This is a genomic window from Microbacterium galbum (assembly GCF_032464915.1).
Taxonomy (GTDB): Bacteria; Actinomycetota; Actinomycetes; order Actinomycetales; family Microbacteriaceae; genus Microbacterium; species Microbacterium galbum.
On record NZ_JAWDIS010000001.1, the window covers coordinates 146196 to 171994 of the forward strand.

General features: G+C 69.5%; 33 protein-coding genes, 1 tRNA gene and 1 pseudogene. 17 read left to right on the forward strand and 18 right to left on the reverse strand.

All coding sequences use genetic code 11. The annotated features are described in order from the left end of the window. Positions 1 to 29 precede the first annotated feature (29 nt). Both RWH45_RS00725 and RWH45_RS00730 read right to left on the reverse strand, forming a co-directional pair. On the reverse strand, positions 30 to 698 hold the full coding sequence (locus RWH45_RS00725) for a response regulator transcription factor (RefSeq protein ID WP_315993022.1): 669 nt from the start codon (positions 696 to 698) through the stop codon (positions 30 to 32). Further along, entirely contained in the window at positions 695 to 1900 is a 1206-nt protein-coding gene (locus RWH45_RS00730) for a sensor histidine kinase (protein WP_315993023.1), read from the reverse strand. Before RWH45_RS00730 ends, RWH45_RS00725 begins: the two co-directional genes overlap by 4 nt. Positions 1901 to 2033: 133 nt before the next feature. Here RWH45_RS00730 and RWH45_RS00735 point away from each other — a divergent pair, with 133 nt between their 5' ends. Next, positions 2034 to 2741, forward strand: coding sequence for an ABC transporter ATP-binding protein (locus RWH45_RS00735; RefSeq protein ID WP_315993024.1), 708 nt, complete (start codon positions 2034 to 2036; stop codon positions 2739 to 2741). Further along, positions 2738 to 4039: an ABC transporter permease gene (locus RWH45_RS00740; RefSeq protein WP_315993025.1), complete on the forward strand. Its 1302-nt coding sequence runs from the start codon at positions 2738 to 2740 to the stop codon at positions 4037 to 4039. Before RWH45_RS00735 ends, RWH45_RS00740 begins: the two co-directional genes overlap by 4 nt. A 92-nt stretch (positions 4040 to 4131) precedes the next feature. Here RWH45_RS00740 and RWH45_RS00745 read toward each other — a convergent pair whose 3' ends face one another. Together RWH45_RS00745 and RWH45_RS00750 are read right to left on the reverse strand one after the other, a co-directional pair. Then, positions 4132 to 4527 carry a barstar family protein gene (locus RWH45_RS00745; RefSeq protein ID WP_315993026.1) on the reverse strand — a complete coding sequence of 132 codons (396 nt, stop codon included), beginning with the start codon at positions 4525 to 4527 and terminating at the stop codon, positions 4132 to 4134. 328 nt (positions 4528 to 4855) lie between these two features. Next, positions 4856 to 5203 carry a YnfA family protein gene (locus RWH45_RS00750; RefSeq protein WP_315993027.1) on the reverse strand — a complete coding sequence of 116 codons (348 nt, stop codon included), beginning with the start codon at positions 5201 to 5203 and terminating at the stop codon, positions 4856 to 4858. 452 nt (positions 5204 to 5655) lie between these two features. Here RWH45_RS00750 and RWH45_RS00755 point away from each other — a divergent pair, with 452 nt between their 5' ends. From RWH45_RS00755 to RWH45_RS00770, 4 genes are all read left to right on the forward strand, one after another. Beyond that, a complete protein-coding gene (locus RWH45_RS00755; RefSeq protein ID WP_315993028.1) occupies positions 5656 to 5901 on the forward strand; it encodes an alternative tryptophan synthase beta-subunit in 246 nt (81 codons plus the stop codon). A gap of 321 nt (positions 5902 to 6222) precedes the next feature. Continuing rightward, positions 6223 to 6369 carry a hypothetical protein gene (locus RWH45_RS00760; RefSeq protein WP_315993029.1) on the forward strand — a complete coding sequence of 49 codons (147 nt, stop codon included), beginning with the start codon at positions 6223 to 6225 and terminating at the stop codon, positions 6367 to 6369. A 91-nt stretch (positions 6370 to 6460) separates the two neighbouring features. Then, on the forward strand, positions 6461 to 6802 hold the full coding sequence (locus RWH45_RS00765) for a hypothetical protein (RefSeq protein ID WP_315993030.1): 342 nt from the start codon (positions 6461 to 6463) through the stop codon (positions 6800 to 6802). Between the two features lie 107 nt (positions 6803 to 6909). Then, entirely contained in the window at positions 6910 to 7284 is a 375-nt protein-coding gene (locus RWH45_RS00770) for a hypothetical protein (protein ID WP_315993031.1), read from the forward strand. Positions 7285 to 7512: 228 nt separating this feature from the next. Here RWH45_RS00770 and RWH45_RS00775 read toward each other — a convergent pair whose 3' ends face one another. Beyond that, entirely contained in the window at positions 7513 to 8031 is a 519-nt protein-coding gene (locus tag RWH45_RS00775; protein WP_315993032.1) for a hypothetical protein, read from the reverse strand. Positions 8032 to 8218: 187 nt separating this feature from the next. Between RWH45_RS00775 and RWH45_RS00780 the strand changes: the two genes are divergently transcribed. Together RWH45_RS00780 and RWH45_RS00785 are read left to right on the forward strand one after the other, a co-directional pair. Then, entirely contained in the window at positions 8219 to 8698 is a 480-nt protein-coding gene (locus RWH45_RS00780) for a hypothetical protein (RefSeq protein WP_315993033.1), read from the forward strand. Between the two features lie 111 nt (positions 8699 to 8809). Continuing rightward, entirely contained in the window at positions 8810 to 9433 is a 624-nt protein-coding gene (locus RWH45_RS00785) for a hypothetical protein (RefSeq protein WP_315993034.1), read from the forward strand. Between the two features lie 325 nt (positions 9434 to 9758). Here RWH45_RS00785 and RWH45_RS16245 read toward each other — a convergent pair. Continuing rightward, positions 9759 to 9926 (reverse strand): annotated as a pseudogene (locus RWH45_RS16245) (DUF3263 domain-containing protein); the annotation flags it as partial. Between the two features lie 158 nt (positions 9927 to 10084). Here RWH45_RS16245 and RWH45_RS00790 point away from each other — a divergent pair. From RWH45_RS00790 to RWH45_RS00805, 4 genes are all read left to right on the forward strand, one after another. Beyond that, positions 10085 to 10570: a hypothetical protein gene (locus tag RWH45_RS00790; protein ID WP_315993035.1), complete on the forward strand. Its 486-nt coding sequence runs from the start codon at positions 10085 to 10087 to the stop codon at positions 10568 to 10570. Positions 10571 to 10694: 124 nt separating this feature from the next. Continuing rightward, on the forward strand, positions 10695 to 10871 hold the full coding sequence (locus tag RWH45_RS00795; protein WP_315993036.1) for a hypothetical protein: 177 nt from the start codon (positions 10695 to 10697) through the stop codon (positions 10869 to 10871). Positions 10872 to 10983: 112 nt separating this feature from the next. Next, complete coding sequence (locus RWH45_RS00800) at positions 10984 to 11259, forward strand: hypothetical protein (RefSeq protein WP_315993037.1); 276 nt, start codon at positions 10984 to 10986, stop codon at positions 11257 to 11259. Between the two features lie 184 nt (positions 11260 to 11443). Further along, the gene (locus tag RWH45_RS00805) at positions 11444 to 11776 is read left to right on the forward strand and encodes a hypothetical protein (protein WP_315993038.1); all 333 of its coding nucleotides are present in this window, start codon (positions 11444 to 11446) and stop codon (positions 11774 to 11776) included. 386 nt (positions 11777 to 12162) lie between these two features. On the opposite strand, the gene RWH45_RS00810 is transcribed toward RWH45_RS00805, so the two are convergent. Continuing rightward, a complete protein-coding gene (locus RWH45_RS00810; protein ID WP_315993039.1) occupies positions 12163 to 12840 on the reverse strand; it encodes a hypothetical protein in 678 nt (225 codons plus the stop codon). An 86-nt stretch (positions 12841 to 12926) separates the two neighbouring features. Between RWH45_RS00810 and RWH45_RS00815 the strand changes: the two genes are divergently transcribed. Together RWH45_RS00815 and RWH45_RS00820 are read left to right on the forward strand one after the other, a co-directional pair. Next, positions 12927 to 14237: a terminase large subunit domain-containing protein gene (locus tag RWH45_RS00815; RefSeq protein WP_315993040.1), complete on the forward strand. Its 1311-nt coding sequence runs from the start codon at positions 12927 to 12929 to the stop codon at positions 14235 to 14237. 124 nt (positions 14238 to 14361) lie between these two features. Then, on the forward strand, positions 14362 to 14604 hold the full coding sequence (locus RWH45_RS00820) for a hypothetical protein (protein ID WP_315993041.1): 243 nt from the start codon (positions 14362 to 14364) through the stop codon (positions 14602 to 14604). Between the two features lie 104 nt (positions 14605 to 14708). Here the strand turns inward: RWH45_RS00820 and RWH45_RS00825 are convergent. Beyond that, positions 14709 to 14782: transfer RNA gene (locus RWH45_RS00825), tRNA-Pro, on the reverse strand. Between the two features lie 139 nt (positions 14783 to 14921). On the opposite strand from RWH45_RS00825, the gene RWH45_RS00830 reads away from it, so the two are divergent. Next, positions 14922 to 15500: a GNAT family N-acetyltransferase gene (locus RWH45_RS00830; protein ID WP_315993042.1), complete on the forward strand. Its 579-nt coding sequence runs from the start codon at positions 14922 to 14924 to the stop codon at positions 15498 to 15500. A 42-nt stretch (positions 15501 to 15542) separates the two neighbouring features. After that, complete coding sequence (locus RWH45_RS00835; protein WP_076674808.1) at positions 15543 to 15926, forward strand: RNA-binding S4 domain-containing protein; 384 nt, start codon at positions 15543 to 15545, stop codon at positions 15924 to 15926. Between the two features lie 121 nt (positions 15927 to 16047). Here RWH45_RS00835 and RWH45_RS00840 read toward each other — a convergent pair whose 3' ends face one another. Then, a complete protein-coding gene (locus tag RWH45_RS00840; protein ID WP_315993043.1) occupies positions 16048 to 16950 on the reverse strand; it encodes an NUDIX domain-containing protein in 903 nt (300 codons plus the stop codon). Positions 16951 to 17030: 80 nt separating this feature from the next. Here RWH45_RS00840 and RWH45_RS00845 point away from each other — a divergent pair, with 80 nt between their 5' ends. Beyond that, positions 17031 to 17444 carry a GNAT family N-acetyltransferase gene (locus RWH45_RS00845; RefSeq protein WP_315993044.1) on the forward strand — a complete coding sequence of 138 codons (414 nt, stop codon included), beginning with the start codon at positions 17031 to 17033 and terminating at the stop codon, positions 17442 to 17444. A gap of 157 nt (positions 17445 to 17601) precedes the next feature. Here RWH45_RS00845 and RWH45_RS00850 read toward each other — a convergent pair whose 3' ends face one another. The 9 genes from RWH45_RS00850 to RWH45_RS00890 all read right to left on the reverse strand — a co-directional run bounded on the left by RWH45_RS00850 (position 17602) and on the right by RWH45_RS00890 (position 25624). After that, on the reverse strand, positions 17602 to 18045 hold the full coding sequence (locus tag RWH45_RS00850; protein WP_315993045.1) for a DUF805 domain-containing protein: 444 nt from the start codon (positions 18043 to 18045) through the stop codon (positions 17602 to 17604). Positions 18046 to 18161: 116 nt separating this feature from the next. Then, positions 18162 to 18599, reverse strand: a complete 438-nt coding sequence (locus tag RWH45_RS00855) for a DUF805 domain-containing protein (protein ID WP_315993046.1) — start codon at positions 18597 to 18599, stop codon at positions 18162 to 18164. Positions 18600 to 18894: 295 nt separating this feature from the next. Next, positions 18895 to 20421, reverse strand: coding sequence for a ribosome biogenesis GTPase Der (der, locus tag RWH45_RS00860; RefSeq protein ID WP_315993047.1), 1527 nt, complete (start codon positions 20419 to 20421; stop codon positions 18895 to 18897). Continuing rightward, a complete protein-coding gene (gene cmk, locus RWH45_RS00865) occupies positions 20411 to 21148 on the reverse strand; it encodes a (d)CMP kinase (protein WP_315993048.1) in 738 nt (245 codons plus the stop codon). Before cmk ends, der begins: the two co-directional genes overlap by 11 nt. Further along, entirely contained in the window at positions 21141 to 22274 is a 1134-nt protein-coding gene (locus tag RWH45_RS00870; RefSeq protein WP_315993049.1) for a prephenate dehydrogenase, read from the reverse strand. The genes cmk and RWH45_RS00870 overlap by 8 nt, the downstream gene beginning before the upstream one ends. Before the next feature lie 55 nt (positions 22275 to 22329). After that, complete coding sequence (locus RWH45_RS00875) at positions 22330 to 23127, reverse strand: pseudouridine synthase (protein WP_315993050.1); 798 nt, start codon at positions 23125 to 23127, stop codon at positions 22330 to 22332. Further along, positions 23124 to 23771, reverse strand: a complete 648-nt coding sequence (scpB, locus tag RWH45_RS00880) for an SMC-Scp complex subunit ScpB (protein ID WP_315993051.1) — start codon at positions 23769 to 23771, stop codon at positions 23124 to 23126. The genes RWH45_RS00875 and scpB overlap by 4 nt, the downstream gene beginning before the upstream one ends. A gap of 4 nt (positions 23772 to 23775) precedes the next feature. Next, positions 23776 to 24738 carry a segregation and condensation protein A gene (locus RWH45_RS00885; protein WP_437127314.1) on the reverse strand — a complete coding sequence of 321 codons (963 nt, stop codon included), beginning with the start codon at positions 24736 to 24738 and terminating at the stop codon, positions 23776 to 23778. Next, positions 24722 to 25624, reverse strand: coding sequence for a ParA family protein (locus RWH45_RS00890; protein ID WP_315993052.1), 903 nt, complete (start codon positions 25622 to 25624; stop codon positions 24722 to 24724). Before RWH45_RS00890 ends, RWH45_RS00885 begins: the two co-directional genes overlap by 17 nt. Between the last annotated feature and the right edge of the window lie 175 nt (positions 25625 to 25799).

The following is a 25799-nucleotide window of genomic DNA, read 5'->3' on the forward strand; positions in this document are numbered from 1 at the left end:
CGCGCGGGCGACGATCGTGACGGTGGCCGTCACTCCCCCGGGACCAGCAGCCCGCTCTCGTACGCCGCGATCACCAGCTGCGCGCGGTCGTGCGCACCGAGCTTCAGCATCGTGTTCTTCACGTGGGTCTTCGCCGTGTGGGGGGAGATGAAGAGGGATGCCGCGATCTCGTCGTTCGACCGCCCGCGGGCGATGTGGCGCAGGACTTCGCGTTCCCGGTCGGTCAGCACGTCGAGCGACGGCGCCTCCCCCGCGACCGGCGCTGCGCGCCGCACGTACTTCTCGATGAGACCGCGGGTTGCCGCGGGCGACAGGAGCGCGCCCCCGTCGTCGACGGCGAGCACGGCGTGGATGATCTCCTCCGGCTCGGCGCCCTTGCCGATGAAGCCGCTCGCTCCGGCGCGCAGCGCTGCGACGACGTAGTCGTCCTCCTCGAACGTGGTGAGGATCAGCACGCGGGTGTCGGCCAGCGCCGGGTCGGTGCAGATACGGCGGGTGGCCTCGATGCCGTCCATGCGCGGCATCCGGATGTCGCACACCACGACATCGGGGCGAAGCGCCTGGGCGAGCGCGACGGCCTGCTCGCCGTCGGCGGCGTCGCCGATCACTTCGATGCCGTCGGCCGCGTCGAGGAGGTCGCGCACCGCGGCACGGATGAGGGCCTGATCGTCGACGACGATGACGCGTGTCGGGCTCATGCGGAACCTCCGGGTCGAGCAGTCAGGCGGGGGGCGGGCACCGGCAGACGCGCGGCGAGACGATAGCCGCCGGGCGCCGGTCCCGCGTCGAGGCGACCGCCCGCCGACTCGACGCGCTCCCGCAGGCCGATCAGGCCGAAGCCCGACGGGGAGGGCTCGGCGGCGGCCTCCTCGGGGCGGAAGGGGTTGGTGACCACGACCTCGAGATCGTCGCCGTCACGACGCAGCAGCACGTGCACGCGACGGGCCGTGCCGTGCTTGAGGGCGTTGGTCAGCCCCTCCTGCACGACGCGGTAGGCGACGATGTCGACGCCGAGGGGCAGCACCTCGTCGGGGTCGCGCTCGTCGCGGACGGCCGCATCCCACCCGGCGACGCGCACCGACTCCACGACCGCCCCGAGGCGCGCGAGCCCCGGTTGGTCGCGGGCGTCCACGTCGTCGGGGGTGCGCAACACGGCCAGCATCGAACCGATCTCGGCGAGCACGTCGCGGGAAGCGGTGCGGATCGTGGCGAGCGCCTCGCGGGCCTTGTCCGGGCGGGTGTCCAGTGCCGAGCTCGCCACTCCGGCGTTCAGGCTGATGACCGAGATCTGATGGGCGACGGCGTCATGGAGGTCGCGGGCGATGCGCAGGCGTTCTTCGCTCACGCGGCGCCGCGCTTCGGCCTCGCGCGTCTGCTCGGCGCGTCGGGCGCGCTCGAGAACCGCCGCGACGTACGCGCGGCGGGAGCGCGCGGCATCTCCGATCGCTCCGGCGAGCGCGACGGCGAGGCCGACCTGAAGGAACCGCGTGTCGAGCCCTGTCATGAGGCCGATGACGATGCTGGCGCCGACGAGCCCCACCACCCCCGCGATGGCCACGGGCGCGGCCTCCCTGCGCCCGACGCGGTCGGCCATCCCGTAGGCCGCGATCGCCGTCGCCAGCGCCGCCCCCGGCGCGAGTGTCCCGAGCACGAGGGCTCCCACGAAGATGGCGATGCAGACGACGAAGACGAGACGCGGCCACCGGCGGCGCAGCGGCAGCAGCAGCGCCGGCAGCACGATGAGCACGTGCACCAGGGGGCTCGACGGCCGCAACTCGGGGAACGGGACCGGCGCGAACGAGGGCACGACGACCAGCACGGCGATGACCACGTCGACGAGCCAGGCGCGCCCCGCCGGCACCAGGCGCGGCGGCGTGTCCGTGGCCGGGTCGGGTCGCATCCTCCCAGTGTGGACTGCTCACTCCCCCGCGGGTATCGCCCGCACGGGGCATTCGCGGAATACCCCCGCGGGGGGAGTCGCCCACCCCGCGCGAGCGACGCGGAGCGGTGCGCTCGCGAGCGACAGTGAGGTCATGGCATCCGAACCTCCTCCTCCCCTGCTCTCCGTCACCGATCTGCACAAGTCGTACGGCCGCGGATCCGCGCGCTTCGACGCGCTGCGCGGTGTGAGCCTCGACATCCACCGCGGCGAGAGCATCGCGATCGTCGGCAAGAGCGGATCGGGCAAGTCGACCCTCATGCACCTGCTCGCTCTCATGGACGCCCCCTCGAGCGGAACCGTGCGTCTGGAGGGGAAGGATGCCGCGACCCTGCGCGGGCGCCACCTCAACCGCACGCGCAACAAGACGTTCGGCTTCGTGTTCCAGCAGTTCTTCCTCACCCCCAGCGCCTCGGTGCTCGAGAACGTGATCCTGCCGTTGAAGATCGCGGGCGTCGGACGCGCTGAACGCCGCCGGCGGGGACTCGCGGCGCTGGCCGAGCTCGACATGCAGGACAAGGCGAAGAACAAGGCCACGGCCCTCTCGGGCGGGCAGAAGCAGCGCGCGGTGATCGCCCGCGCTCTCGTGAACGACCCGCGGGTCATCTTCGCCGACGAGCCCACGGGCAACCTCGACTCCGCCACCGGCGCCGTGGTGGAGGACATCCTGTTCCGCCTCAACCGCGAGCACGGCATCACTCTCATCGTGGTGACCCACGACGACGACCTGGCGGCGCGGTGCGACCGCCGGGTGCAGATCCGCGACGGCGTCATCGTCACCGAGGAACGGAGCGCCGCATGAAGACCACCGACCTGGTCGCCACGGCCGCCGCGAACACGTTCCGTTCCAAGACCCGCACGATCCTCACGGTGCTCGCGATCTTCGTGGGCGCCTTCACGCTGACGTTGACGAACGGTCTCGGCACCGGCATCAACCGCTTCATCGACGACACCGTCTCCTCCATCGGCGCTGCCGACGTGCTGACCGTGACGAAGACGGGAACGGGGGCCGCGGCATCCGCAGAACCGCAGAAGTACGACCCCGACGCGGTCTCCTCGGCGAACACGAACCCCGGTCGCCCCGGCGCCACCGCGACCGTCTCGGCACTGACGGATGCCGACATCCGGACGATCGAAGACCTTCCCGGTGTCGCGTCGGTGAGCCCCACCCGCGCCGTGCAGATCGACTACGTGCAGGTCGACGGCGGCGAGCGCTACGTCGCGAGCGCGGGCTCGCTCATCGGCGGCCAGACTCCGCAGCTTGCGGCGGGCGCCGCGCCCGACGAGTCCTCCGACGCGCTCGAGACCGCGATCCCCGAGTCGCTCGTGACGCCCCTCGGCTTCGCGGACGCCGCGGATGCCGTCGGGGCCACACTGACGATCGCCGTGTCCGACCCGGTGCGCACGCAGCACGTGGTCTCGGCGACCATCACGGGCGTGACCGAGGGCGCCTTCGCCTCCACGACCTCGTTGACCACCAACACCGCTCTGGAAGACGCGTTGTTCACCGCTCAGAACACCGGGGTCCCGGCCGATGAGCTCGATCGGTACGCGAGCGCGAGCGTGACCCTGTCGTCGGCGGCGGCGCAAGACGTCGACGACGCCAAGACCGCGCTGTCGGATGCCGGCTACTCCGGCCAGACCGTCTCGGATCAGCTCGGCACCTTCAAGGCGGTCATCGACGGGATCGTGCTCGTCCTCAACGCGTTCGCCGTCATCGCGCTGTTGGCGGCGAGCTTCGGCATCGTCAACACCCTGCTGATGTCGGTGCAGGAGCGCACGCGCGAGATCGGGCTGATGAAGGCGATGGGCATGGGCAGCGGCCGGGTCTTTTCGCTGTTCAGCCTCGAGGCGGTGATGCTGGGACTGTTGGGCAGTCTCATCGGCGCGGTCGTCGCGATCGGCGTCGGCACGGCCGTGAGCGCGCAGCTGGGGCAGACGCTCTTCAGCGATCTGCCGGGGCTGCAGCTCATCGCCTTCGACCCCGTGTCGATCCTGGTGACGACGGTGGCGATCATGGCGATCGCGTTCCTCGCGGGGAGCCTTCCGGCCGCGCGGGCGGCACGCGCCGATCCGGTGGAGTCGCTGCGGTACGAGTGACGCGAGACGGGCCCGGGGTGACGCATCCCGGGCCCCGAGCGCAGCGCTGCACACGGCACGGCGCTCGGTCCACCGGAACGTCGACGGGGTCCTCAGGCGAACACGAGCTCGATGTTCGCGTGATCGCGGAACACCCCGACGACGAGGTCGAAGTACGTCTCGCCGCGTCCGGCCTCGAGCTCGTCGAGGGCACGTCGCGCCGGTGCGACCGCATAGACGTCCGGGCGTTCGAGCTTGCGCCGCAGGTAGGCGAGGGTCGTCTCCACCCCGAGCGCCGCTCGCGCCGCCTCCGCGTCGCGCCACAGCACGCGCACCGGTTCCGAGCCGTGCAGGACCCCGAACCCGCCGTACAGCAGATCGTCCAACGCGTCGAGGCTCTCGCCGAGGGTCCAGGGCTCGTTCGGCATGAACACGCGGTTCAGCTCCGCGTACAGGGACGGGATGCCGTGCACCCGCGATCCGTCGATCTCGATGAGCCGCGCGGTCATGTCATCCGCCCTCCTTCCACGGGATCACGACGAAGGACCGGAGCCTGTCGGCATCCGGTCCTGTCGTGAGTGGCCCTGGCGGGCCGCGGGACGATCAGTCTCCGCCGTTTATCACCGAGAGGTACGAGCCGAAGGGGCGCGCGGTCTCGGAGGCGGAGAAGTCGTCGGCGAGGCCCTCGTGGGGCGTGGTGTCGAACTGCATGCATCGAGTGTGCCCGCACGGGCGCATCACCACATGCCGCTTGACAATCCGCCGATATCTCGTCTAGCTAACTACTTGGCTCTCTAACTGATTGGTTTCATCCGCCGGATTCCGAATCGGATGCCGTCACTCCGGCGCCCCGGCCGAGGCGGGCGCGAGCACGATGATCCCCGCCCCCACGAGAGCGACGGCCGAGCCGACGTAGTCCCACACCGTGGGACGGAAGCCGTCGACGACGATGCCCCAGGCGAGAGAACCCGCGACGAACACCCCGCCGTAGGCGGCGAGGACGCGTCCGAAGTGCGCGTCCGGCTGCAGCGCCGCGATGAAGCCGTACGCGCCGAGCGCGACGATCCCGAGCAGCGCCAGCCACCAGCCCCGGTTCTCGCGCACCGCCTGCCAGATGAGCCAGGCACCGCCGATCTCGGCGATGGCGGCGAGAGCGAAGAGCACGACGATGCGGGCGGTGACCATCGGGCCATTATGGCCGCGACCCACCCAGGGCACCCTGCCGCATCCGCCCGGAAGACGGTCTGGAGACGCCCGGGTTACGGTCGTCCACGCGCGCATTACGGAGAGGAAAATTCTCGGCCAGGACCTATCTCCGAGGGCTACATTCCCCGCAGGGGGTGATGATGACTCGACCTCGCACCTTGACACACATCTACACACTCGCGGGCGGCTGGCAGAAGGCCCCCCACGAGCCCCTCACGCCGGAACGAGCCGCCGCGTTGCGCGACCAGGGGATCATGCTGGTACGCGCGCGTCGCGGCTTGTTCGACACGCGTGAGATCTCGCTGCGGCAGTATCCGCCGACACGCTGACCCTCCGAAGAGGGGACAGACACCCCCACCGACGACGCGTAACGTCGTCCTCCCCCGCTCCAATGGCGCAGCGCCCTCGAAAGCTCGAGTTCTGGAGTGGAAATGACTCGCCCTCGCACCGTGACCCACGCCTATCGCATGCCCGGCGGATGGGAGACGCTCCCCCACCGCCCCCTCACCGCCGAGACCGCCCACGCGCTGCGTGACGAGGGGTACACCCTCGTCCGGGCTCGACGCGGGTGGGGCAACTCGAAAGAGCTGTCGCTCTCGCATTACACCCAGCAGCCGGCCGGCGCCGCCCCGTGGTCCGACGCCGACATCCGCCCGTCGGGGTCGTCCGCGGCCTGACCACACAGCCACCCCCTGGGGGGTGAGGACGCGGATGCCGTGCGTATCGTCCCGCGCGAATCGGGCACGGCGGCCGGCCTCACGGCATCCGCGTCCTCGTCGTGAGCCCCCAACTCCGCGCCCGGATTCCGGGGACGGCCCGACGGGGAAGGCCGATCGAACCGGAGCTCCGGCGAATCCCGGTAGTGCGAGCGGAAAGCGATTGCCCCACCGGCAGGTAAAGTCGCTTGAATCGGTCCGCTGCATTCAAGGGGGGCAATGCCGATGCCAGGGTCGCAGACGATCACGCACGCCTATCGACTGCCGGGAGGGTGGGAACCCGTGCCGAAGCAGCGATTGAGCGTCACGAACGCTCTCGCCCTCCGCGCTCAGGGCTACACGATGATCCGCGCGAAGCGGCGGTTCCGCAGCCCGTACAACCACTCGATGGTGCAGTTCCTCCAGGCGGCCGGTCACTCGGACCGCTGAGGCGCGACCTCTCCCCAGACGGTGCTCTCCCGGTGCCTGCGCATCCAGGAGACCCCGCCGACGCGCGTCGTATTCCGTATAGCCTTGGCGGATGACGTGCACTCGCCCCGCATTCGACGAGATCTCGCAGTGGGTCGCCGACTACGAGCAGCACGACCGCGTCGCCCACGCGACCGTTCACGTCCTCCCGCAGGATGACCCCGAGCATGCCGACTCGGGCATCGTCGCCGTCCATCTCAACCACGGTCCGGCGTCCATCTACCTCAACATCGACTGCGACCGCATCTGGACCGCGACCCTCACCGAACGTTCCGGGGAGTTCCCGCTCACCGGAACGCACCTGATGTCCCTCGGCGAGGAGCTGTTCACGACGGGCAAGCTCTGCGAATACCTGCAGAAGCGAACGGATGCCGCGACGGTGGACGCCGCCTGATCTCCCTCGCGACGGACGTGTCACCGTAGCTTGGAGCCCCGCGTCCGACGCCGAGATACATGCGCAAGGTGTGCGCGCCGCTCGACAACGGGTGCGAGACTGCCGGTATGGAATCGCTCGAGGACTCGCCGCCCCGCCGCTCCCGCGAACAGCTCGAAGCATGGGTCGCGGAGTTCGAAAGCGAGGAGCACTGCATCGCGGGTTCGATCTCGGTCGCCCCTCAGGAGGACGACGGCGAGGACGACACGGGGCTCGTCATCCTGCGCCTGCGCAACGCGTCGGCATCCATCCACATGCGACCGCGCAGCTACGACGACCCGATGTGGGAACTGACCCTCAGCGAGCAGCCCGAGAGTCTGTCCCTGTCGATCCACGACATCACGAGCCTCGCCGCCGAATACGTGATCGCCAGCAACCTCTGCACTTTCCTCCAGTGGAAGTCGCTCGAGTGGGACCGCAACAGCGGGCGGCACGCGGACTGACTCGGCGGGCGCGCCCGATCGGATCGACACGGGAGGGCACCGGATCACTCCGACGCGTTCCGAATGGTCACCGGACCGTGTCCGTCCGCGTGCGCGTCGACGGCGTGCAGTCTCGCCCGCCACAGAAGCATCCCGAATGCGGCGCAGTCGACGCACGAGCAGGGGCCGCGCGTCGGGCGCATCGCTGACCCCGACCGGAAGCCCGCCTGACGCACGCGGCAAGCATTCTCAGCTCGTCGAGCATCCGGTGAGCGAGGAGGTGACAACGGCGTCCGACTTCGCCCCTGTTGCGGTGTAGCCCTCGGGCAGCGTCGTGAGAGCGTTCAAAGTCCACCTCGCGCTCGTCGACAGAGTCGTGCGGAACGAGATGGCTGTTCCCGCCGGAAGGTCTGCGGTCAGCGTGAATTGGGTAGCCGTGCCGCTGAGCCGAGTCTGCGTTGTCATCCCCGAAGGGGTCGAGGAGAAGACTCCGATACTGGAAACTCCTGTGCCGGAGATGAGAACCGTCGTTCCTGTCGGTACCGGTGCGGTGGCGCTGGCGACGAGAACGAACCCCGGCCCCTGAATACCCGGAGCTCCGCAGGAGCCGGAGAGCGAATACGCGCCGACATCGGACGTGGACGCCGCCGCGCGGGGTGCCGCGACGGCGATGGCGATTGCGGGAACTGTCCACGCAGCCGCTTTGATAACGGTGCGGCGATCCATTCCAGCGTTCGCGGTGGAATGGTCGGTGATGAGCTCGGTCACGAAGTCCCCCGTCGTTGCGGGGGTGCTGCCTCGATCGACTGGTGCCGCCCCGTGCAGTCCCATTGCCACCCCGTGCCGCCGAGTATGCATGAATCACATGACGTCTGTGTAACTGAGCCAAGAAATCAGCTCGGCAATTCCGACATCGCGTGTCCGCGGCACTTCAACAGCCGATAGCATCCGTGGCATGAGCGATCTCGAACGCGGTGTCATCAGTCGCCGCGCCCTCGTCGGGGCTGCCGCATGGAGCGCGCCCGTGATCGCGTTGGCCGTCGCTGCGCCCCTCGCATCAGCGAGCACCACACCTCAGCTCACCTACCGGGTGAGCGGCCCCACTGACAACAACGGCATCACGTCCTACGTGATCTGGATCACCAACGACGGCACCACTGCCCTTGCCGCCGGCGACCTCATCGCTGACCTTCCGGCGACCGAACCGGATTACTTCTACTCGGGATACAGCGGCGATGTCGCTTGGCGGTACGGCGACGGAGGCGAGTCCGTCGTCTGGTTTTTTGCAGCACCCATCGAACCCGGCGCCGAGAGCGGGGCTTTCATCATCTACCTCGGCCGCCAGGGGCCGGAGCAGAGTTCCCCGCCGACGGCTGTCATCACCTTCTCGGCGCCGGGTCGAGGTTCGGTTTCGATTCCCCTCACGCTTCTCTGAGTAAAAGGACGCCGGGGCAATGAGTGCTGGCGTCAGTCAGGCCGAACACAATCGCTTCCGCCGGGACTGCTCCTCCCCGGAATGTGGTGCTGACCCATCGGAATGAGTCACATGCGATCACGCACCCCAGGGGCCTTTGCTGCCGGCCTGCTCACCCTCTCCCTCATCACAGCCCCCACCGCCGCCAGCGCCGACTCGGCACCCGACTGCCTCACGGTGCCAGGCAACGCCGGTGCCGCCATTGACGCGAACATCGCCGGCTACCCGGTCGAGAAGCCGAGCGAGTACCGGACTGTCGACGGGCGGAAGGAGCCGGTGTACCGCGTCAAGATCGGGCAGACACTGCACATCCCCACCCGTATAACCAATTCGGGCACCTGCCACTACTGGACGTTCGGCGGCGACCTCACCGCCATCGGCCACGATGCCTTCAAGACGCCCGGCAGCAGCACCTACGTCGAAGGAATCGGAAACCGAATCTGGGCCGCGTCCATCGGCGTGCCCACCTGGGACCCCGACCCAGACCGAAATCACCCGTACACACGACGCTCCGAGCGCCTCTACGTAGAGGTCTCTCCCGGCGACACCGCGAAACGACTGTGGCCGATCACGGTGGACAATCTTCCCCGAGCAGGAGTCCTCTACGGCGTCCGGTTCCGTTACGACACCGACGTGTCCGACCCGCCTGTATCCGACAACGCCACCAGCAAACGTATCTGGCTCGTCCGGGACTGACGTCAGTGCCAGGTCCAGACGATTCTGTTAGAGCCGCTGATCGAACCGCACTCGGCGCTCACGTGCCCGCTCATGAGACGCACGCCCGTCGCCGGAAACGACAAAAGGCTCGAACCCCCGCAATCCTGCGGAGGTTCGGGCCTCAACTGTCGGGATGACAGGATTTGAACCTGCGACCCCTTCACCGGTCACGACACTCAACGACACGGACGCACATAGGCCCGCATTTCCCCCGCTGACCGGGTGTAATCCTGCCCAATTGAGCGACATTGGACGACACCGTGACACTCTGACGCGGTCCGACATGGTGTCTGAATCGTGTCTGTCAGACCGCGCGGCGGGGTGCCGTCTCCACAGCTGTAGCGTCCCAGACATGACGCATTAAACGCACGAGCATGGGTCGCGCCTCAAGCGGGGCAGCCGTGTCGATGGCGCGGAGCAGGAGCTGGAAGTACCGCGCTGGCGGCACCCCGAAGCACGCGCAAACTGCGTTGTCCTTGAGGCTCGACCAGCGGGGTCACCGCTCCTCTACGTCAAAGCTTTACATCAGGCTCCTTATGGCCGTTCGAGTCGCCCGACTAGTCTTCTGGGATCATCGGGGGATCTAGAGAGCGACGTGCTCCGTCTCGCCGGGAGCTTGGGGGCACCACCATGGAAAACGAAATACGCGACCCGTCACGACGGACCGTCCTAAAGGCGGGCGCATGGAGCGTGCCGGTCATTGCGGTGGCAGTCGCTGCGCCGAAAGCATCCGCGTCCACTCAAAACCCTGACGCACAGAGCACCGCTGTGCTCGGAAACACCGCGCCCAACGCGGGCACCAACGTCAACTACACCTTCTTCGCTCAGGTCGCCGATGGCTCCGGCGGATACGAAGATGGCGGCTCGTACAAGGACGGTTGGTACATCGACATTGCCGGCTCAGGGGCTGGCTACACGTCCGTCAACAACCTGATCGGGCTCACCCCGGTGGCGGGTGTTCCCGGCCGCTACCTCGTCGTAGGAGAGCAGACATTCGTCCGCTTCCGACTGAACGGCCTCACCTACTCTTCGTCGCCAGGCACCATCGTGGCCACCATCTACAACACCGCTGGACAGAGCCGGGGCGGAATCGTCATCGAGGTCCAGCCCACCTGATCATGTGCGTCGACCTGCGGCGCCGAGCCAAAGCGCCCCTCCCTATGCGAATTCCGGGAGGGGCGCTTCCGCGTGTCGGTGGTGGTCCGTAGCATCACCCGTGGCCGGGGAAGGGGACCGGTCTGTGGGCTCGACGAAGGTCAGCGACGAGATGCTGTCGCGCACGCTGGCATCGGTGCATCCGATCACGCTCCCGCTGCAGGCGTATGGGCCGCAGCCGGTCGAGTGGTTCGGCCCGAAACGCCCCGTGTGGGCGTGGGTGCAGTGGCCGAACCGCGCCGCCGAACGCGTCGAGGCGTAGGCCATGGGCGCGAACGACCGCATGGTCGTGCTCGAGGTCCCCTGCGACGGCGGACACTGGCAGCCCGTCGTCTGGCGCAACGCCGTCGCCGTCCGCCGCCTAGGCTGACCTCGTGCTCATCGGAACCATCCGCCCCGTCGAAACCCGCACCATCGAGGTCGAGGCGCACTCCCTCGCAGACGCGCACGACCTCCTCGAAGCGCAGTGCCCCGCCGGGTTCGAGCTCGCGAACACCCCCGTCACGATGGGCAAGGGCACCACACTCCTCACCGCGGTCGGGACGTTCGTCCGCCGCGACGGCGCGCGCGACATCGAAGCCGCCGACCGCGCCGCGCTCGACGCGCAGAACCCCGACGGATGGGCACTCATCACCGTTCGCGCTCACTGACCCCGGCCCCGGGGATCCCGCAACGAGGTGCTACCCGCGAGACGCGTTGCACTGCCACACTCGTACCGTGCGCGATATCAATAGGCGTCAGGTGCTTAAGGCCGGCGTATGGACCCTTCCGGTCGTCGCGGTGGCCGTGGCCGCGCCGGCCGCGACAGCCAGTCCATCGAATGCCATCACAGCCATGGCCACGCAGATCGACTTCCCCCAGCAGGGTGTGTCGACCTTCCAGATCCTCGTCCGCAACCTCTCGAACGACACAGCCAGAGTCACCGTGAGCGCCACCCTCGACGGTGACCACGTGCGGCTGATCTCTGACTACTCCGAACGGTGGTCATGGGTGAGCCCGGCCACCTTCCAGGGCGTGGTAAACCCCGGCGAGACTGCGGACGGCGTGCAATTCAACGTCGGGCACCCTGGAGACGCCGCGGCTGAGCCACTGCCGTACACCCTCACGGTCATCGCCACCGCGCCGGGCCTCGCAGACGGCCTGTGGTCGCACACGGGTACCGTCTGAAACACCCAGGCGGACTACGAAACGCCCCCGGCGTCACCTCCAAAGAGGGATGCCGGGGGCGGGCTCTCGCCGGGGCCTGCAGGGAGTGAGAACGCGGTGTGTGAGATCCGTTACAGTCCCTTAGGCTCTCGCTCATGTTCATGGCGCGACGGAGTGACAGGCGGCAGCAGGCGAAGCGTGACCGAGTCGCGCTGGCATCAGCTGACGCTCCCGCGCTTCACGAGCATCCACCGGAGGCGGAAGAAGAGCGCTACCCGGTCGCACTGAACCCACCCCCAGCTACAGGACGACCCCACCAACAAGCGCCCCTCCCACGCCGGCTGCAACCGCGACCGCGGCAACGGCGCTCCCGTCGTCGACCTCGGCACACCCTCCCGGGACTGGACTTAGGGCTTCGGGTCCTCACCGTTGTCGTCTCCATCGGTCGCTTGGTCGTCGCCTTTGTCAGGGGAACGCTTGCCGTTCTCTGCTGCACTGGGGTACTCGGCGAGGGCGCGGCTGATTCCTTCCGGGTCCGCCACCCATGACTCGATCAGATCCTCTGTCACAACTAGACGGGATGCGGCTGCCACGAATGCAGCTTTTCTCTCCGCTATTGGCAGGGCCTCGATCTCTTTCGTCCACTTACTAATGGCCTCGAAGATCGACCCCTGCAGCTGAACCGCTGTCGATTCGTCCAGGGCGACGCGCGCCTCGCTGACCTCTCTCAACTCGACTCGCCGAACAGAGTCCGGCAGAGGACGCTCCCCTCCGTAGCTCGCCTTGTGCACGCGAAACACAGCCCACGCGCGTAGTAGAGCTCCCCAGCTCGCGCGCGATTTGCGTCGTTCCCACTCGAGGCGGCCGTCGAAGTGTCGTTGCGCCAACTCGTTAGCGCGATCTAGCGCCTTGGCAGACCGCTCCGCGATTTCGCCCGCGCGCCTCTCAGCATCCGTCGCATCAGCTCGAGCCAGTTCAGCTGCCTTCCCAGCCTTGAGAGCATCCGAGCGTGCGGTCCAAGCGATGACGGCGCTGGCTCCGCCAGCAACGGCGGCGATACCTGTGTAGAACAGCATGAGATCCATAGCTTGAACCCGGCGACGTCGCGCGGGTTCGACGTGATCAAGTTCGCGCGCGAGGATCTCGGCGTGCGTCTCCTGGCGTGGCAGGAGTGGCTGCTGATCCACATGCTCGAGCTCGACGCGTTCGGGCTGCTGCGGTTCCGCAAGGCCTGGTCATCGTCGGACGGCAGAACGGGAAGACCGCGATCGCCGCCGTGCTCGCGGCGTACTGGATGTACCTCGACGCGGGCCGCTGGCCGCAGCAGCTTCCCGAGCAGGACTTCATCATCGTCGGCGCCGCGCAGAAGCTCGACGTTGCGATGAAGCCGTGGAAGCAGGTGCGCCGATGGGGCGGGCCCGACGACGAGAAGCTCGGCATCGCGCACGACCTGCGCCCCGAGCTGCAGAAGCTGACCTATCCGCCCCGCACGGTCAACGGCGACGTTGACATCCGCACTAAGGGCGGCGGCATGTACATGCCCCGCACGTTCGAGGGCGCCCGCGGTCACTCGGCAGCCCGGCTGCTCCTTGATGAGCTGCGTCAGCAGTACGACTACGAGGGTTGGTCGGCGATTGAGAAGTCGGTCAACGCGATGTACGACTCGCTCTTGGTCGCCTTCTCGAACGCGGGCACCTCGCGGTCGGTCGTGCTGCGCGACGTGCTCGACATCGCCACCGAGGACGTCGACGACCCGGACGCCGAGTGGTTCCTGGCCGAGTGGTCCGCGGACCCGAAGGCGTTCGCACAGGCGAACCCGTCCGCCGGGCACCTGCCGGGCATGACGATCGCTGGGCTGATGCGCACCGCGGCGAAGGCGAAGAACAAGCGGGTCGAGCGCATCGAGGTGCTCGGCCAGTGGGTGACGTCCCTGGTCGTGCCGTTCCTGGATACCGAGGAGTGGCACGCGTCCGCCGACCCGCTGCTGCTCGACGAGGACGGCGACATCGAGTCGACGGGCTCGAGGATTGCCGACGGCTCGCGGATGGTCATGGGTATCGACGTGCACCGCGAGAAGCGGAACACGCGCACGAGCATCGGTGTCGCCGGCTACCGCGACGACGGGCGCGTGCACCTCGAGGTGATCGCTCAGCGCACGGGCAAGACGTGGGTCGTGAATCACGCGAAGGCGATCCGCGCCAAGACGGGCATCACGCAGGTGGCGCTGCAGACCCGCGGCGCCGACTCCGATCTCGTCCAGCCGCTCAAAGACGCCGGCTTCGACATCGTCTACATCTCCGCCACCACGCTGCTGCTCGCCGCTGGTCGGATCCGTGACCGTGTCCGAGAGGACAAGATCCGTCACCGCGGGCAAGGGCCACTCGACCTGCCGTCGACAACGCCACCACCCGCAATCTCAGCGGCATGCCCGTCTGGAACCGCGACGCGTCACCCGTCGACAACGCGCCCATCGTCGCCGTGACGTACGCGCTGGTCGGGCTTGAGTCGTTCGTTCCGCCGCCGAAGAAGAAGCCCGCACCACCACCGCCCCCGTAGCGGACGAGCGTGCGGGCGGATCCATCGTTACCGCTCAGATCGGCTGACCGGTGGCCACCCTGACGTACCGCGAGGCGGCGCGCACAGTGCGCCGCTCCGCGTTCACGATCAAACGGTGGCGACGCAGCGGCATGCCGATGTCGTGGGAGCAACGCGACGGGCAGCGCGTCCGCGTCGTGGAAGAGGATGTGCTGTTCGCGACCCTCCGCGATCGCCTCGACGCGTGGCCTTCGCACCAGTACCGGCTGCGCCGCCTGCGCGCTGCAGCCGCCGCAGAGCGCGCCGATCAATAGGTGCCTGGCGGGGTCATCGTGTCTGCGTCGTGTCTGGCGCCCGTCGCCGGAAACGACAAGAGGCCCGAACCCCCGCAATCCTGCGGAAGTTCGGGCCTCAACTGTCGGGATGACAGGATTTGAACCTGCGACCCCTTGACCCCCAGTCAAGTGCGCTACCAAGCTGCGCCACATCCCGTTACCCGCGAGCGGGCAACTCCCCTATATTAGCCCCTCCCCGACACCGTCGCGAACCAGCACCCACCCCGGGCGTGTGGCGCCGCCTCGAACGGCGTGATGCCCTTGTCGATGTCGGACCCCCTCGCTAGCGTCGCGACATGACGATCGAGATCCTGCCCGCCACCGGTGACCGCTTCGACGACGCCGAGACGGCCCTCGACAGCGGCGACGGCCCCGGCTGTCAGTGCCAGTGGTGGCTGCTCACCAACGCGCAGTTCAACGACGAGTCGCGCAGCCAGTTGACGGAGCGGTTCCGCGCCGAGACGCGGAGCGAAAGGGCGCCCGGCCTCGTCGCCTACGTCGACGGCGAGCCGGCCGGGTGGGTCCGGGTCGGTCCACGTCTCGCGCAGCCGCGCCTCGCCCGCACGCGCGACGTCAAGACCGCGACCGTGGAGCCTCTCGACGCCGACGACGTGTGGGCCGTGTCGTGCTTCGTGGTGCGGGAGCAGCACCGGGGCACCGGCCTCACCCGTGCCCTCCTGGATGCCGCGGTGACCTTCGCCCGTGAGGGCGGCGCCCGCGTCGTCGAGGGCTACCCCCTCGATCCGTCGGTCCAGAAGCGTTCGGCTGATCAGCTGTTCCGCGGCACGGTGGCGGTCTTCCAGGATGCCGGCTTCGACATCGTCGACCGCTCCAAGCCCGACCGCGCCCTGGTCTCCCTCACTCTCCGCGATTGATCGCCCGTCTTACGATGGAGGTTCGCCGACGAAGGACTTGAGATGACGGATGCCACGACCACCGCTCGCGTCGACGCGTGGCTGTGGGCGGTGCGGGTCTACAAGACGCGTTCGGCTGCGACCACGGCGTGCCGCGCCGGACACGTGCGCGTCAACGGCGAACGGGCGAAGGCGGCTCAGCCGGTGCGTCCCGGCGACGAGCTACGCGTGCGCATCCAGGGGTTCGATCGCATCCTGGTCGTGAAGAAGACCATCGCGAAGCGCGTCGGTGCCGCTCTGGTGGCCGAGTCGGTGGACGATCGCACTCCCCCGCCCCCGTCGAAGGAGAGCATGCCGTTCGTGCCCGTCCGCGACCGCGGCGCGGGACGCCCCACGAAGCGCGACCGCCGCGAGATCGAGAAGCTGCGAGGCCGCGAACTCGACTGAGCCCCTCGGCGTCGCACCACGCGGGGCTGCGTCCGGTCGTTGCGCCGGTCGCGGGGACCGGTGGCTTCGACAAGCTCAGCCACCTCGCCGGCAAGGGAATCCCCGCGGGTCGGAGGCGCCGTCAGCCCAGCTGATCCAGCGCCCAGCGTGCGCCGCGCACGGTCGCGCCGAGAGCCTCGACGCGGGCCGCGAGCTCACGGTCGCCGGTCACCACCACGACGGGATCGAACGCCCCCACGAGCCCGCGCACGGCCTCGACGATCTCGTCATCACCCTCACCCGGGGCACGGCGCACCTCGAGGGCCGGAGCCACCGGCTCCGCCGCCCGAGACTGTCCCTCCAGCACGGCGACCACCCGCGGGAACCAACGCGTGGCGGAGAGGCCGAGGAGGTCGGCATCCACCCCCTGCTCGGCGAGACGGGAGAGCTTCGTGACGAGGCGGGTCGCGGCTCCCGCGCGATCCTTCCACCAGCCGTCGGGGACCGACCCCATGACGTTGGCCACGTCGACCACGATCGCCGGACGAGAGCCCAGCGCTGCGCGCAGCGCCGGCCAGGCCGCAGCGAATCCGGGGTGCAGCGGAAGGTCCGTCACCCGATCGACCGCGACCCACTCGAGGGCCACGCTCTCGGGGTCGCTGATGACCGGCTCGAAAGGCGTCGTGACGTCGGCGACGAGCGTGGAGTACGACCAGATACCCAGATCGAGGACGCTCTCGAAGCGCGCGCGCACGGCATCCACGGGCACACCGGCCTCTTCCGCCGACTCGCGCAGGGCACCGTCGCGAGCGGACTCCCCCTCGTGACGCGCTCCGCCGGGCAGCGCCCAGGTGCCGCCGAAGTGGCTCCACGAGACCCGGTGCTGCAGCAGCACGCCGCGCTCGGGGTCGAGGGCGAGCAGGCCCGCGGCGCCGAAACGTCCCCAGTACTTCTCGCCCGTGGGCGCGACGACCCACGCGTCGCCGGGGTCGCGCGGCCCGTGCGGTCGCCGCGGTTCGCCCGGGGCGGGAGGCTCGATCGTCATCCCGTCCAGCCTGGCACAGCCGTCGGGTGGGAGCGCCGCCGTGCGTCATATCCCGCCGCGGAACGCGCCACACTTGACGGGTGGAGTACGAATTCGACGACGACCCCCGGCGCATCGACCGTGACGCGGTCTGGCAGTGGCTGAGCACCGAGGCCTACTGGGCCCGGTGGCGCACCCGCGCCGACGTGGAGGCTCAGCTCGACAGCGCGTGGCGCCTCGTCGCCGCCTATCGCCGCGACACCGGCGAGCTCGTCGGCTTCGCACGGGCGATCTCCGACGGCGTCGCCTTCGGCTACCTCGCCGACGTCTTCGTCGTCGAGGGGCACCGCGGTCACGGCATCGGCCGGGGTCTCGTGTCGCTGATGATCGACGAGGGTCCGGGCCCGCACTTCCGCTGGACCCTCTTCACCAGCGACGCGCACGGCCTGTACCGGAAGTACGGATTCGTCGAGCCCGACCGGACCGCCCTCGTGCGTCCGGCGGCGTCCGTCTGACAGTAGCCCCGAGACGGCGTGGTGGACGGGCAGGGCCCCCGGTACCGCCACCGACGCCGCTCGCGAGCGGATGCCGAGCGCAGGGCCGGCGGCATCCATCCTCCCCGCACACGCGAACGTCCCGACCCCATGGGGGCCGGGACGTTCGGTATCGAGATCAGGCGTCGAATCGCGCTCCGCGCGGATCGCTGGGCAGCAGCTCGAAGACGAAGAGGATGATGCCGCCGACGAGCGGAACGAACCCGATGAAGATCCAGAAACCGCTGCGGTTGGTGTCGTGCAGACGGCGCACGATGAGCGCGAGATGCGGCACGAACGTCGCGAGGCCCCACAGCAACAGGATCACGTAGAACACGAAGCCGAGACCCGACGGCACGGCGGTCTGTCCGAATTCGTCGACCCCCGGTCCGCCGGTGAGCAGCGCCAGAACGCTGAGCACGATGGAGACCAGCGCGTTCGCGAGGACCCACCACCAGAATTCGCTGCGGCTGGCGCGACCGCGGAAGGTCGCGTACTTCTTGAAGAAGCGCTGCACGGCGGCGCCGAACGAGGCGCCGTAGAGCGGCTGAGAAAGCGGAGTAGTGCTCTGCGTGTACGACATGTGTGTCCCCCTGACACGATGACGGATGATGCCCGATGCGGCGGCTGATCGCCCCCCGCTCGTGCACTGTATCGAGACTGCGCGCCCGCCGTACGAGAACGACGCTCCGTGTCGACTCACACGTCGAAGCGCGCACCCTCCGGCCGCGGCCCCTGAACCGTGAAGACGAGGAGCACCAGGACGCCGATGAGGGGCACGATCCCGACGAGCACCCACAGGCCGCTCCGCCCGGTGTCGTGGAGGCGCCGCACCAGCACGGCCAGTGTCGGCACGATCGTGCCGAGGGCCCAGACGATCCAGATCAGCGAGAGGATCACCCCGTGCGGTCCCGTGATGGTCGTCGAGCCGTCGGCCTCGATCCGCACGCCGTCGGTCAGCGTCGGCAGCGCGTTCAGCACGGTGCCCACGACGGTCCCGGTCAGGACCCACCACCAGTACTCGCTGCGACTCGCCCGTCCGCGGAAGGTCGCGTACTTCGCGAAGAACCGCCTGACGGCAGCCCGAAGCGGCGCGCCGTAGTAGGGCTGGTCGAGGGGTGGTGCGATCGCGGTCATGGTGCGCCTCCGGGAGGGATCAGGGATGCCACGGCCCCCGCCGTCGCCCGTGCACTGTATCGGCACCCGGCTCGCGGCCGCGGACCCTTGCATCCGGCGCCGCACGGGACTCGCCACGAGCAGCCGGCCGGCATCCCGGCGGGATGACGCCGAGACGACAGGCACCCACCATCTTGCGCCCCCGGCGCCTCGCCGGACATCGCCCCGCGACCCCGGCACGCGTCGCAGTGACCGCCCGCGGCGACGCGAACGCCCCGACCCCCAGAGGAGGGGACCGGGGCGTCGGACGCGCGGCTCAGCGCTGGCGCTTCTCGCGGATACGCATGTTCAGCACGATCGGCGTGCCCTCGAAGCCGTAGATCTCGCGCAGGCGCCGCTGGATGAACCGGCGGTAGCCCGGGTCGAGGAACCCGGTCGTGAACAGCACGAATGTCGGCGGACGCGTCGCCGCCTGCGTCCCGAACAGGATGCGGGGCTGCTTGCCGCCGCGGAGCGGATGCGGGTGCTCGGCGACGAGCTCCGAGAGGAAGGCGTTGAACTTGCCGGTGGGGATGCGGGTGTCCCACGACTCCAGCGCCGTCTCGAGCGCCGGCACGAGCTTGTCGAGGTGACGGCCGGTGCGGGCCGAGATGTTCACGCGCGGAGCCCACGCCACGTGCGCGAGGTCCTGCTCGATCTCGCGCTCGAGGTAGCGGCGACGGTCCTGGTTCTCCATGTCGTCGTCGTTCAAGCGGTCCCACTTGTTGAACGCCAGCACGAGAGCGCGACCCGACTCCAGGACGAGGTCGATGATGTTGAGGTCCTGCACGCTGATGGGCTGCGACACATCGAGCACGACGACCGCGACCTCGGACTTCTCCAGCGCGGTCGAGGTGCGCAGCGACGCGTAGAAGTCGGCCCCCTGCGACAGATGCACGCGGCGCCGGATGCCGGCGGTGTCCACCAGCGTCCAGAGCTTGCCGCCGAGCTCGACGACCTCGTCGACGGGGTCGCGGGTGGTGCCCGCGAGCTCGTTGACGACGACGCGCTCCTCGCCCGCGGCCTTGTTCAGCAGCGACGACTTGCCGACGTTCGGGCGACCGAGGATCGCGACGCGGCGCGGTCCGCCGATCTCGTACTTCGCGACCGCCGAGACCTCGGGCAGCACCTTCATGAGCTCGTCGAGCAGGTCGGCGACGCCGCGACCGTGGATGGCCGAGACCGGGTGCGGCTCGCCGAGGCCGAGGTTCCACAGGGCCGTGGCCTCGGGCTCCTGGCGGGCGTCGTCGACCTTGTTGGCGATGAGGAAGACGGGCTTCTTGCTTTTGCGCAGGAGCTTCACGACGTGCTCGTCGGTCGAGGTCGCCCCCACCGTGGCATCCACCACGAACAGCACGACGTCGGCGAGGTCGATCGCGACCTCGGCCTGGGCGGCGACGGAGCGGTCGATGCCCTTCGCGTCGGGCTCCCACCCGCCGGTGTCGACCAGCGAGAAGCGGCGGTCGAGCCACTCGGCCTTGTACGTGACGCGGTCGCGCGTGACACCGGGGGTGTCTTCCACGACCGCCTCACGGCGACCGAGGATGCGGTTCACGAGCGCCGACTTGCCGACGTTCGGCCGACCGACGATCGCGACGACCGGCAGTGCGGGCAGGAACTCGATCTCGCCGTCGCCCGACGCCAGCCCCGCGAGCAGTTCGGCGTCGTCCTCGTCGAGGTCGAAGTCGGCGAGGCCCGCACGCAGTGCTTCGGCTCGCTGCTCGGCGAGCGCCTCGTCGAGGTTCTGCATCTTCTCGGCGAGCTGGTCGGGCCCGCCTTCGTATTCGTCTTCTTCAACGCCCATCGCGGGCTCCCATCGTGTTCTCGACGACGCTCAACACGGCGTCGACGGTCTGTGCGAAATCGAGGTGGGTCGAGTCGACGACCTCGACGCCGGGCGCGGCGGTGAGGAAGTCGACGACCGTGGAATCAGCGGCATCCCGCTTGTGCAGAGCCGCGGCGACGGCCGCGGCGTCCTGCGAGGTGAGCTCTTTGCTGCGTCGGGCCGCCCGCACCTCGGGGGCCGCGGTCAGCAGGATGCGTACGGGCGCGTCGGGGTACACGACCGTCGTGATGTCGCGCCCCTCCACTACCACGCCGGGAAGACCCGCGGATGCCACGAGCCGACGGAACAGCTCGTTCACCGCGTGCCGCACGGGGGCGACGCGCGCCACCCCGCTCACCGCGTCGGTGACCCGGGGCTCCCGGATCGCGGCCGTGACGTCGGTGGACCCGACGCGCACCCACCGGTCGGTGGTGTCGAGCGAGATGGCGTAGTCGAAGTCGCCGAACACCTCGAGCACCGCGGTGGCGTCGGAGGTGTCGACCCCGTGTTCGAGCGCGTGCCACGCGAGGGCGCGGTAGGCGGCGCCGGTGTCGAGGAAGCCGTAGCCGAGGCGCGCGGCCGCAGCCTTCGACACGCTCGACTTGCCGCTGCCGGCGGGGCCGTCGATCGCGACGACGACGGGAGCCGCGGATGCCGACCCCTCGGCCGGGGCGCCGAAGGCGGGCTTGAGGAGGGGCTCAGTCATGGGTGGTGCTCGCAATCCGCCAACCGCGCTGCTGGAGCCCGTCGACGGCTCGACGGACCGCGTCGGGCACGACGCTGATCTCGGCGAGGCCGAACGGGGCACCGGGCGAGTGCTCGAGGCGCAGGTCTTCGACGTTGACGTCGAGGTCTCCGAGCTCGCCGAAGAGGCGGCCCAGCTGTCCGGAGGTGTCGTCGACCATGACGACGAAGGTATCGAAGCGGCGGTTCTGTCCGTGCTTGCCCGGCAGGCGTTCGACGCCCTCGTTGCCGCGGCGGATGGTGTCGGCCACCGTCCGGCGGGCACCGGGCACATCGGGATCGCGCAGGGCGTCGGCCACGTCGGTGAGATCGGAGGCGAGCCGATCGAGCACGTCGACCACGGGGGCGGCGTTCGCGCCGAGGATCTGCACCCAGAGTTCGGGAGCGGATGCCGCGATGCGCGTCGTGTCGCGCACGCCCTGGCCGGCGAGACGGAGGGAGCCGTCGGGCGCCTCCACGAAGCGTCCGGCGAGCAGGCTCGCGACGAGCTGCGGCACGTGCGACATGAGCGCGACGGACTCGTCGTGCTCCTCGGGCGTCATCTCGATGAGCGTCGCGCCGAGGTCGAGAGCCAGCCCCTCGACGAGCGACAGATCGTGCGCCGAGGTCTCGCCGTCGCGGCAGACCACCCACGGGCGGCCCACGAAGATGTCGGCGCGCGCCGAGATGGCTCCCCCGCGCTCTCGCCCCGCCATGGGGTGGGAGCCGATGTAGTGGGTCAGGTCGACCCCGCGTGCCCGCAGAGTGCGCAGGGGCTCGAGCTTCACGCTCGCGACGTCGGTGACCACGGCATCCGGGTATCGGGCGAGCTCGCGCTCGACGACGTCGGCCGTGACGTCGGGCGGTACCGCCACGACGATCAGCGAGGGGGCGTCGTCGGGGCGCTCCGCGCGACCGGCGCCGTAATCGATCGCCAGCCGCAGCTGGGAGGGTGACGCGTCGACGAGCACCACGTCGACCCCGCGCGCGGTCAGTGCGTGGCCGATGCTCGCGCCGAGGAGCCCGGAGCCCACGACACGGACCGTGCCGCTCGTGCGGGTCGCCAAAGGCCCCGCCGCGCGCGCGGACGCCTCGTTCGATTCGCTCATCGGGTCTCCTGCTGCCCTGGGCGGTGCCGCACGCACCGCGAGACGCCCGGGAGGCTCACTCCACCGGAGCGTCGCCGTCTCGACGAGACAGCGTGAGCAGGGCACCACGTTCTACTGTAGTCAACTCGCGCGCCTTGCCCACCGGGAGTGTTCCCAGGTGAAGGGGTCCGAACTGCCGCCGCACCAGTTCGACGACCGGATGACCGACCTCGGCCATCATGCGGCGCACGATGCGGTTCTTGCCCGAGTGGAGGGTCAGCTCCACCAGGCTCTCCCCCCGCGAGGCGTCCAGGAGGCGCGCCTTGTCGGCGGCGATGCGTCCGTCTTCGAGCTCCACGCCCTTCAGCAGGCGCTGGATGGTCTGCGGCAGCACCTGCCCCTCGACCTTCGCGATGTAGACCTTGGTCACCCCGAACGAAGGGTGCGCGAGCACGTGGGCGAGGTCGCCGTCGTTGGTCAGTACGAGCAGGCCGCTCGTGTCGGCATCCAGTCGTCCGACGTTGTACAGCCGCTCGTCCCAGTCCTTCGTGTACCGACGCAGGTCGGGGCGGCCGCGGTCGTCGCTCATCGAGCTCACGACCCCGGTGGGCTTGTTGAGGATGACGTAGCGCTTCGACTCGTCGAGCTGGATGGCGGTCCCGTCCACGTCGACGAGGTCGGTCTCGGGGTGGATGCGGCGGCCCAGCTCGGTGACGACGAGGCCGTTCACGCGCACGCGCCCCTCGACGATCATCTGCTCGGCGACGCGGCGTGACGCCACTCCCCGGTTGGCCAGCACCTTCTGCAGGCGCACGCCCTCTTCACTCGCCGAGCCTGCGCCCCCGGTCGTCGAGCCTGTCGAAGCGTCGCTCATTTCAGTACCTCTCCGTCGAATCCGTCCGAGCCGTCGTCGAGCAACGGCGAGATGTGCGGCAGCTCGTTGAGCGAGTTGATGCCGAGGTTGATCAGCAGCTGGTCGGTCGTGCCGTAGTGGATCGCCCCCGTGTCGGGGTCGGTGAACACCTCGGTGATCAGTCCGCGGGCGAGCAGGGTGCGCACGACCGAGTCGACGTTGACGGCGCGGATGGATGCCACCTGTCCGCGCGTGACGGGCTGCTTGTACGCGATGACGGCCAGGGTCTCCAACGCGGCCTGCGACAGTCGCGAGGGCGCTTGCGTGTTGACGTACTCCCCCACGACGACGTCGTACTCCTCGCGCACGTACAGGCGCCATCCGCCCCCGACTTCGCGCAGCTCGAACCCGCGGCGCGGTCCCCCGGTCTCGCCGTCGTAGTCGGCGACGAGCGCCTCGACCGCCTGGCGGACGGCCGGAACCGGAGCGCCGACCGCGGCGGCGAGGCTCACGAGACTCTGCGGCTCCTCGAGCACGAGCAGAATCGCCTCGAGGCGACGAGCGACGGATGCCGGGTCGGCCGACCGCGGCGCGGGAGATGGCGCGGGCGCGGTCTCGGCGGTCGGGGGCCCCGCAGGCGCTTCCTGCGCCGCGGGCGAAGTCATGGGATCAGCGGTCATAGTCGGCTCCGAGGGCGGCGAGGTTCTCTTCGGACCACCGTTCGGCGGTCCAGCGCAGCGTCAGCTCACCGAGGGGCTCCAGCTGCTCGAACGACAGGGCGGCGTGGCGGTAGAGCTCGAGGATCGACAGGAAGCGCGCGACGACGACCCCCGTCTCGGTGACACCTGCGACGAGATCCCGGAAGTTCAGCGTGCCCGCCGAGCGCAGCAGCGTGACGACGATCGCGGCCTGCTCACGGATGCTGACGAGCGGGGCGTGCAGGTGATCGAGTCCCACGGTCGGGATCTGCTTCGGGGCGAGGGCGACGACGGCCAGCGCCGCGAAGTCGGCGGCGGTGAGGGTCCACTTCAGCTCGGGGACCGCGCTGCGATACTTCTCGTCGAGGCGCACGGCGCGCGTGTGCCTCTTGTCTTCGCGCTGGAGGCAGCGCGCGAACCAGGCCGAGACCTCTTTGAACGCGCGATACTGCAGCAGACGCGCGAAGAGCAGGTCGCGGGCCTCCAGCAGCGCCACCGATTCGGCATCCACGAGCTCTCCCTGCGGGAGCAGTCCGGCGATCTTCATGTCGAGCAGGGTGGCGGCGACGACGAGGAACTCCGATGCCTCGTCGAGGTCGGCGTCGGGGCCGAGGGCGCGCAGATAGGCGATGAATTCGTCGGTCACCCGACTGAGGGCCACCTCGGTCACGTCGAGCTCAGCACGCGAGATGAGCGTCAGCAGCAGGTCGAAGGGTCCGTCGAAGTCGGGCAGGGAAACGCGGAAACCGCCAGCGTCGGTCCCGGTCCCATCGACAGGCTCAGGGACCTCAGCAGGGAGGGGGTCGCCGGTCGCGAGGTGGCTGAGCCCGTCGAAGCCACCGGGACTCGCCGCGTCGGTGCCTTCCGCGGGCTCGGGACCCGGCGGCGCCGCGACGGGGCTGCCCGTGGGGGTGTCGTCAGGCGACGGCGCCACGGGCGACCAGCTCCCGCGCCAGCCGCAGGTAGGCCTGTGCGGCGGCATGTTCGGGGGCGAACTCCGTGATCGGCATGCCCGAGACCGACGCGTCGGGGAACTTCACCGTGCGACCGATCACCGTCTCGAGCACGTCGTCGCCGAACGCCTCGACCACCCGCTCGAGCACCTCGCGCGAGTGGAGGGTGCGGGGGTCGTACATCGTCGCGAGCACCCCGTCGAGCTCGATCGCCGGGTTGAGGCGGTCGCGCACCTTGTCGATGGTCTCGACCAGCAGTGCGACACCGCGCAGGGCGAAGAATTCGCACTCGAGCGGGATGAGCACGCCGTGCGCCGCGGTGAGGGCGTTGACGGTGAGCAGACCGAGCGAGGGCTGGCAGTCGACGAGGATCACGTCGTAGTCGGCCGCGACCTTGCGCAGCACGCGGGCCAGGATCGTCTCGCGGGCGACCTCGTTGACCAGGTGCACCTCGGCCGCCGACAGGTCGATGTTGGCCGGGATCACGTCGAGACCCTCGACGCGGGTGTGCACGATGACCTCGCGCGGGTCGCGCTTGGTGTCCAGCAGCAGGTCGTAGATGGTCGGCACGTCGTGCGTCTGGATGCCGAGACCCGCCGACAGCGCGCCCTGCGGGTCGAAGTCGATCGCGAGGACGCGACGGCCGTAGCCCGCGAGGGAGGCCGCGAGGTTGATGGTCGTCGTCGTCTTGCCGACGCCGCCCTTCTGGTTGCAGAGCGCGATGATGCGGGCGGGACCGTGTCCGTCGAGCGGCTTCGGGGTGGGGAACCCCTGGTAGGGGCGTCCGGTGGGTCCGAGGATGACCTCGTCCGCGCCCGTCTTCGTGCCCTTCGTGCTCGCCGACACCGAGTCTCCCGCCTTCGTCATAACGTTTCCGAGTCTAACCGCCGCCCGCTCTCCCACCCGGTGTGACCCGCGGGCGGCGCCCCCGAACCGTGCAACCGAGGCCCCCGAGCCACGCAACCGAGGTCCCTGAGCCCGTCGAAGGGACCGGGCCCCGCTGCCCATCGCTCCCCGAGGCGCCACCACCCCGCGCACGATC

What these genes read in the sequence shown, in the direction of transcription:
- RWH45_RS00725 (WP_315993022.1), bottom strand. Translation starts at nt 698, where the DNA reads ATGAGCCCGACACGCGTCATCGTCGTCGACGATCAGGCCCTCATCCGT.
- RWH45_RS00730 (WP_315993023.1), bottom strand. Translation starts at nt 1,900, where the DNA reads ATGCGACCCGACCCGGCCACGGACACGCCGCCGCGCCTGGTGCCGGCG.
- RWH45_RS00735 (WP_315993024.1), top strand. Translation starts at nt 2,034, where the DNA reads ATGGCATCCGAACCTCCTCCTCCCCTGCTCTCCGTCACCGATCTGCAC.
- RWH45_RS00740 (WP_315993025.1), top strand. Translation starts at nt 2,738, where the DNA reads ATGAAGACCACCGACCTGGTCGCCACGGCCGCCGCGAACACGTTCCGT.
- RWH45_RS00745 (WP_315993026.1), bottom strand. Translation starts at nt 4,527, where the DNA reads ATGACCGCGCGGCTCATCGAGATCGACGGATCGCGGGTGCACGGCATC.
- RWH45_RS00750 (WP_315993027.1), bottom strand. Translation starts at nt 5,203, where the DNA reads ATGGTCACCGCCCGCATCGTCGTGCTCTTCGCTCTCGCCGCCATCGCC.
- RWH45_RS00755 (WP_315993028.1), top strand. Translation starts at nt 5,656, where the DNA reads ATGACTCGCCCTCGCACCGTGACCCACGCCTATCGCATGCCCGGCGGA.
- RWH45_RS00765 (WP_315993030.1), top strand. Translation starts at nt 6,461, where the DNA reads ATGACGTGCACTCGCCCCGCATTCGACGAGATCTCGCAGTGGGTCGCC.
- RWH45_RS00770 (WP_315993031.1), top strand. Translation starts at nt 6,910, where the DNA reads ATGGAATCGCTCGAGGACTCGCCGCCCCGCCGCTCCCGCGAACAGCTC.
- RWH45_RS00780 (WP_315993033.1), top strand. Translation starts at nt 8,219, where the DNA reads ATGAGCGATCTCGAACGCGGTGTCATCAGTCGCCGCGCCCTCGTCGGG.
- RWH45_RS00785 (WP_315993034.1), top strand. Translation starts at nt 8,810, where the DNA reads ATGCGATCACGCACCCCAGGGGCCTTTGCTGCCGGCCTGCTCACCCTC.
- RWH45_RS00790 (WP_315993035.1), top strand. Translation starts at nt 10,085, where the DNA reads ATGGAAAACGAAATACGCGACCCGTCACGACGGACCGTCCTAAAGGCG.
- RWH45_RS00805 (WP_315993038.1), top strand. Translation starts at nt 11,444, where the DNA reads ATGGCCACGCAGATCGACTTCCCCCAGCAGGGTGTGTCGACCTTCCAG.
- RWH45_RS00810 (WP_315993039.1), bottom strand. Translation starts at nt 12,840, where the DNA reads ATGGATCTCATGCTGTTCTACACAGGTATCGCCGCCGTTGCTGGCGGA.
- RWH45_RS00830 (WP_315993042.1), top strand. Translation starts at nt 14,922, where the DNA reads ATGACGATCGAGATCCTGCCCGCCACCGGTGACCGCTTCGACGACGCC.
- RWH45_RS00835 (WP_076674808.1), top strand. Translation starts at nt 15,543, where the DNA reads ATGACGGATGCCACGACCACCGCTCGCGTCGACGCGTGGCTGTGGGCG.
- RWH45_RS00840 (WP_315993043.1), bottom strand. Translation starts at nt 16,950, where the DNA reads ATGACGATCGAGCCTCCCGCCCCGGGCGAACCGCGGCGACCGCACGGG.
- RWH45_RS00850 (WP_315993045.1), bottom strand. Translation starts at nt 18,045, where the DNA reads ATGTCGTACACGCAGAGCACTACTCCGCTTTCTCAGCCGCTCTACGGC.
- RWH45_RS00855 (WP_315993046.1), bottom strand. Translation starts at nt 18,599, where the DNA reads ATGACCGCGATCGCACCACCCCTCGACCAGCCCTACTACGGCGCGCCG.
- der (WP_315993047.1), bottom strand. Translation starts at nt 20,421, where the DNA reads ATGGGCGTTGAAGAAGACGAATACGAAGGCGGGCCCGACCAGCTCGCC.
- cmk (WP_315993048.1), bottom strand. Translation starts at nt 21,148, where the DNA reads ATGACTGAGCCCCTCCTCAAGCCCGCCTTCGGCGCCCCGGCCGAGGGG.
- RWH45_RS00870 (WP_315993049.1), bottom strand. Translation starts at nt 22,274, where the DNA reads ATGAGCGAATCGAACGAGGCGTCCGCGCGCGCGGCGGGGCCTTTGGCG.
- RWH45_RS00875 (WP_315993050.1), bottom strand. Translation starts at nt 23,127, where the DNA reads ATGAGCGACGCTTCGACAGGCTCGACGACCGGGGGCGCAGGCTCGGCG.
- scpB (WP_315993051.1), bottom strand. Translation starts at nt 23,771, where the DNA reads ATGACTTCGCCCGCGGCGCAGGAAGCGCCTGCGGGGCCCCCGACCGCC.
- RWH45_RS00890 (WP_315993052.1), bottom strand. Translation starts at nt 25,624, where the DNA reads ATGACGAAGGCGGGAGACTCGGTGTCGGCGAGCACGAAGGGCACGAAG.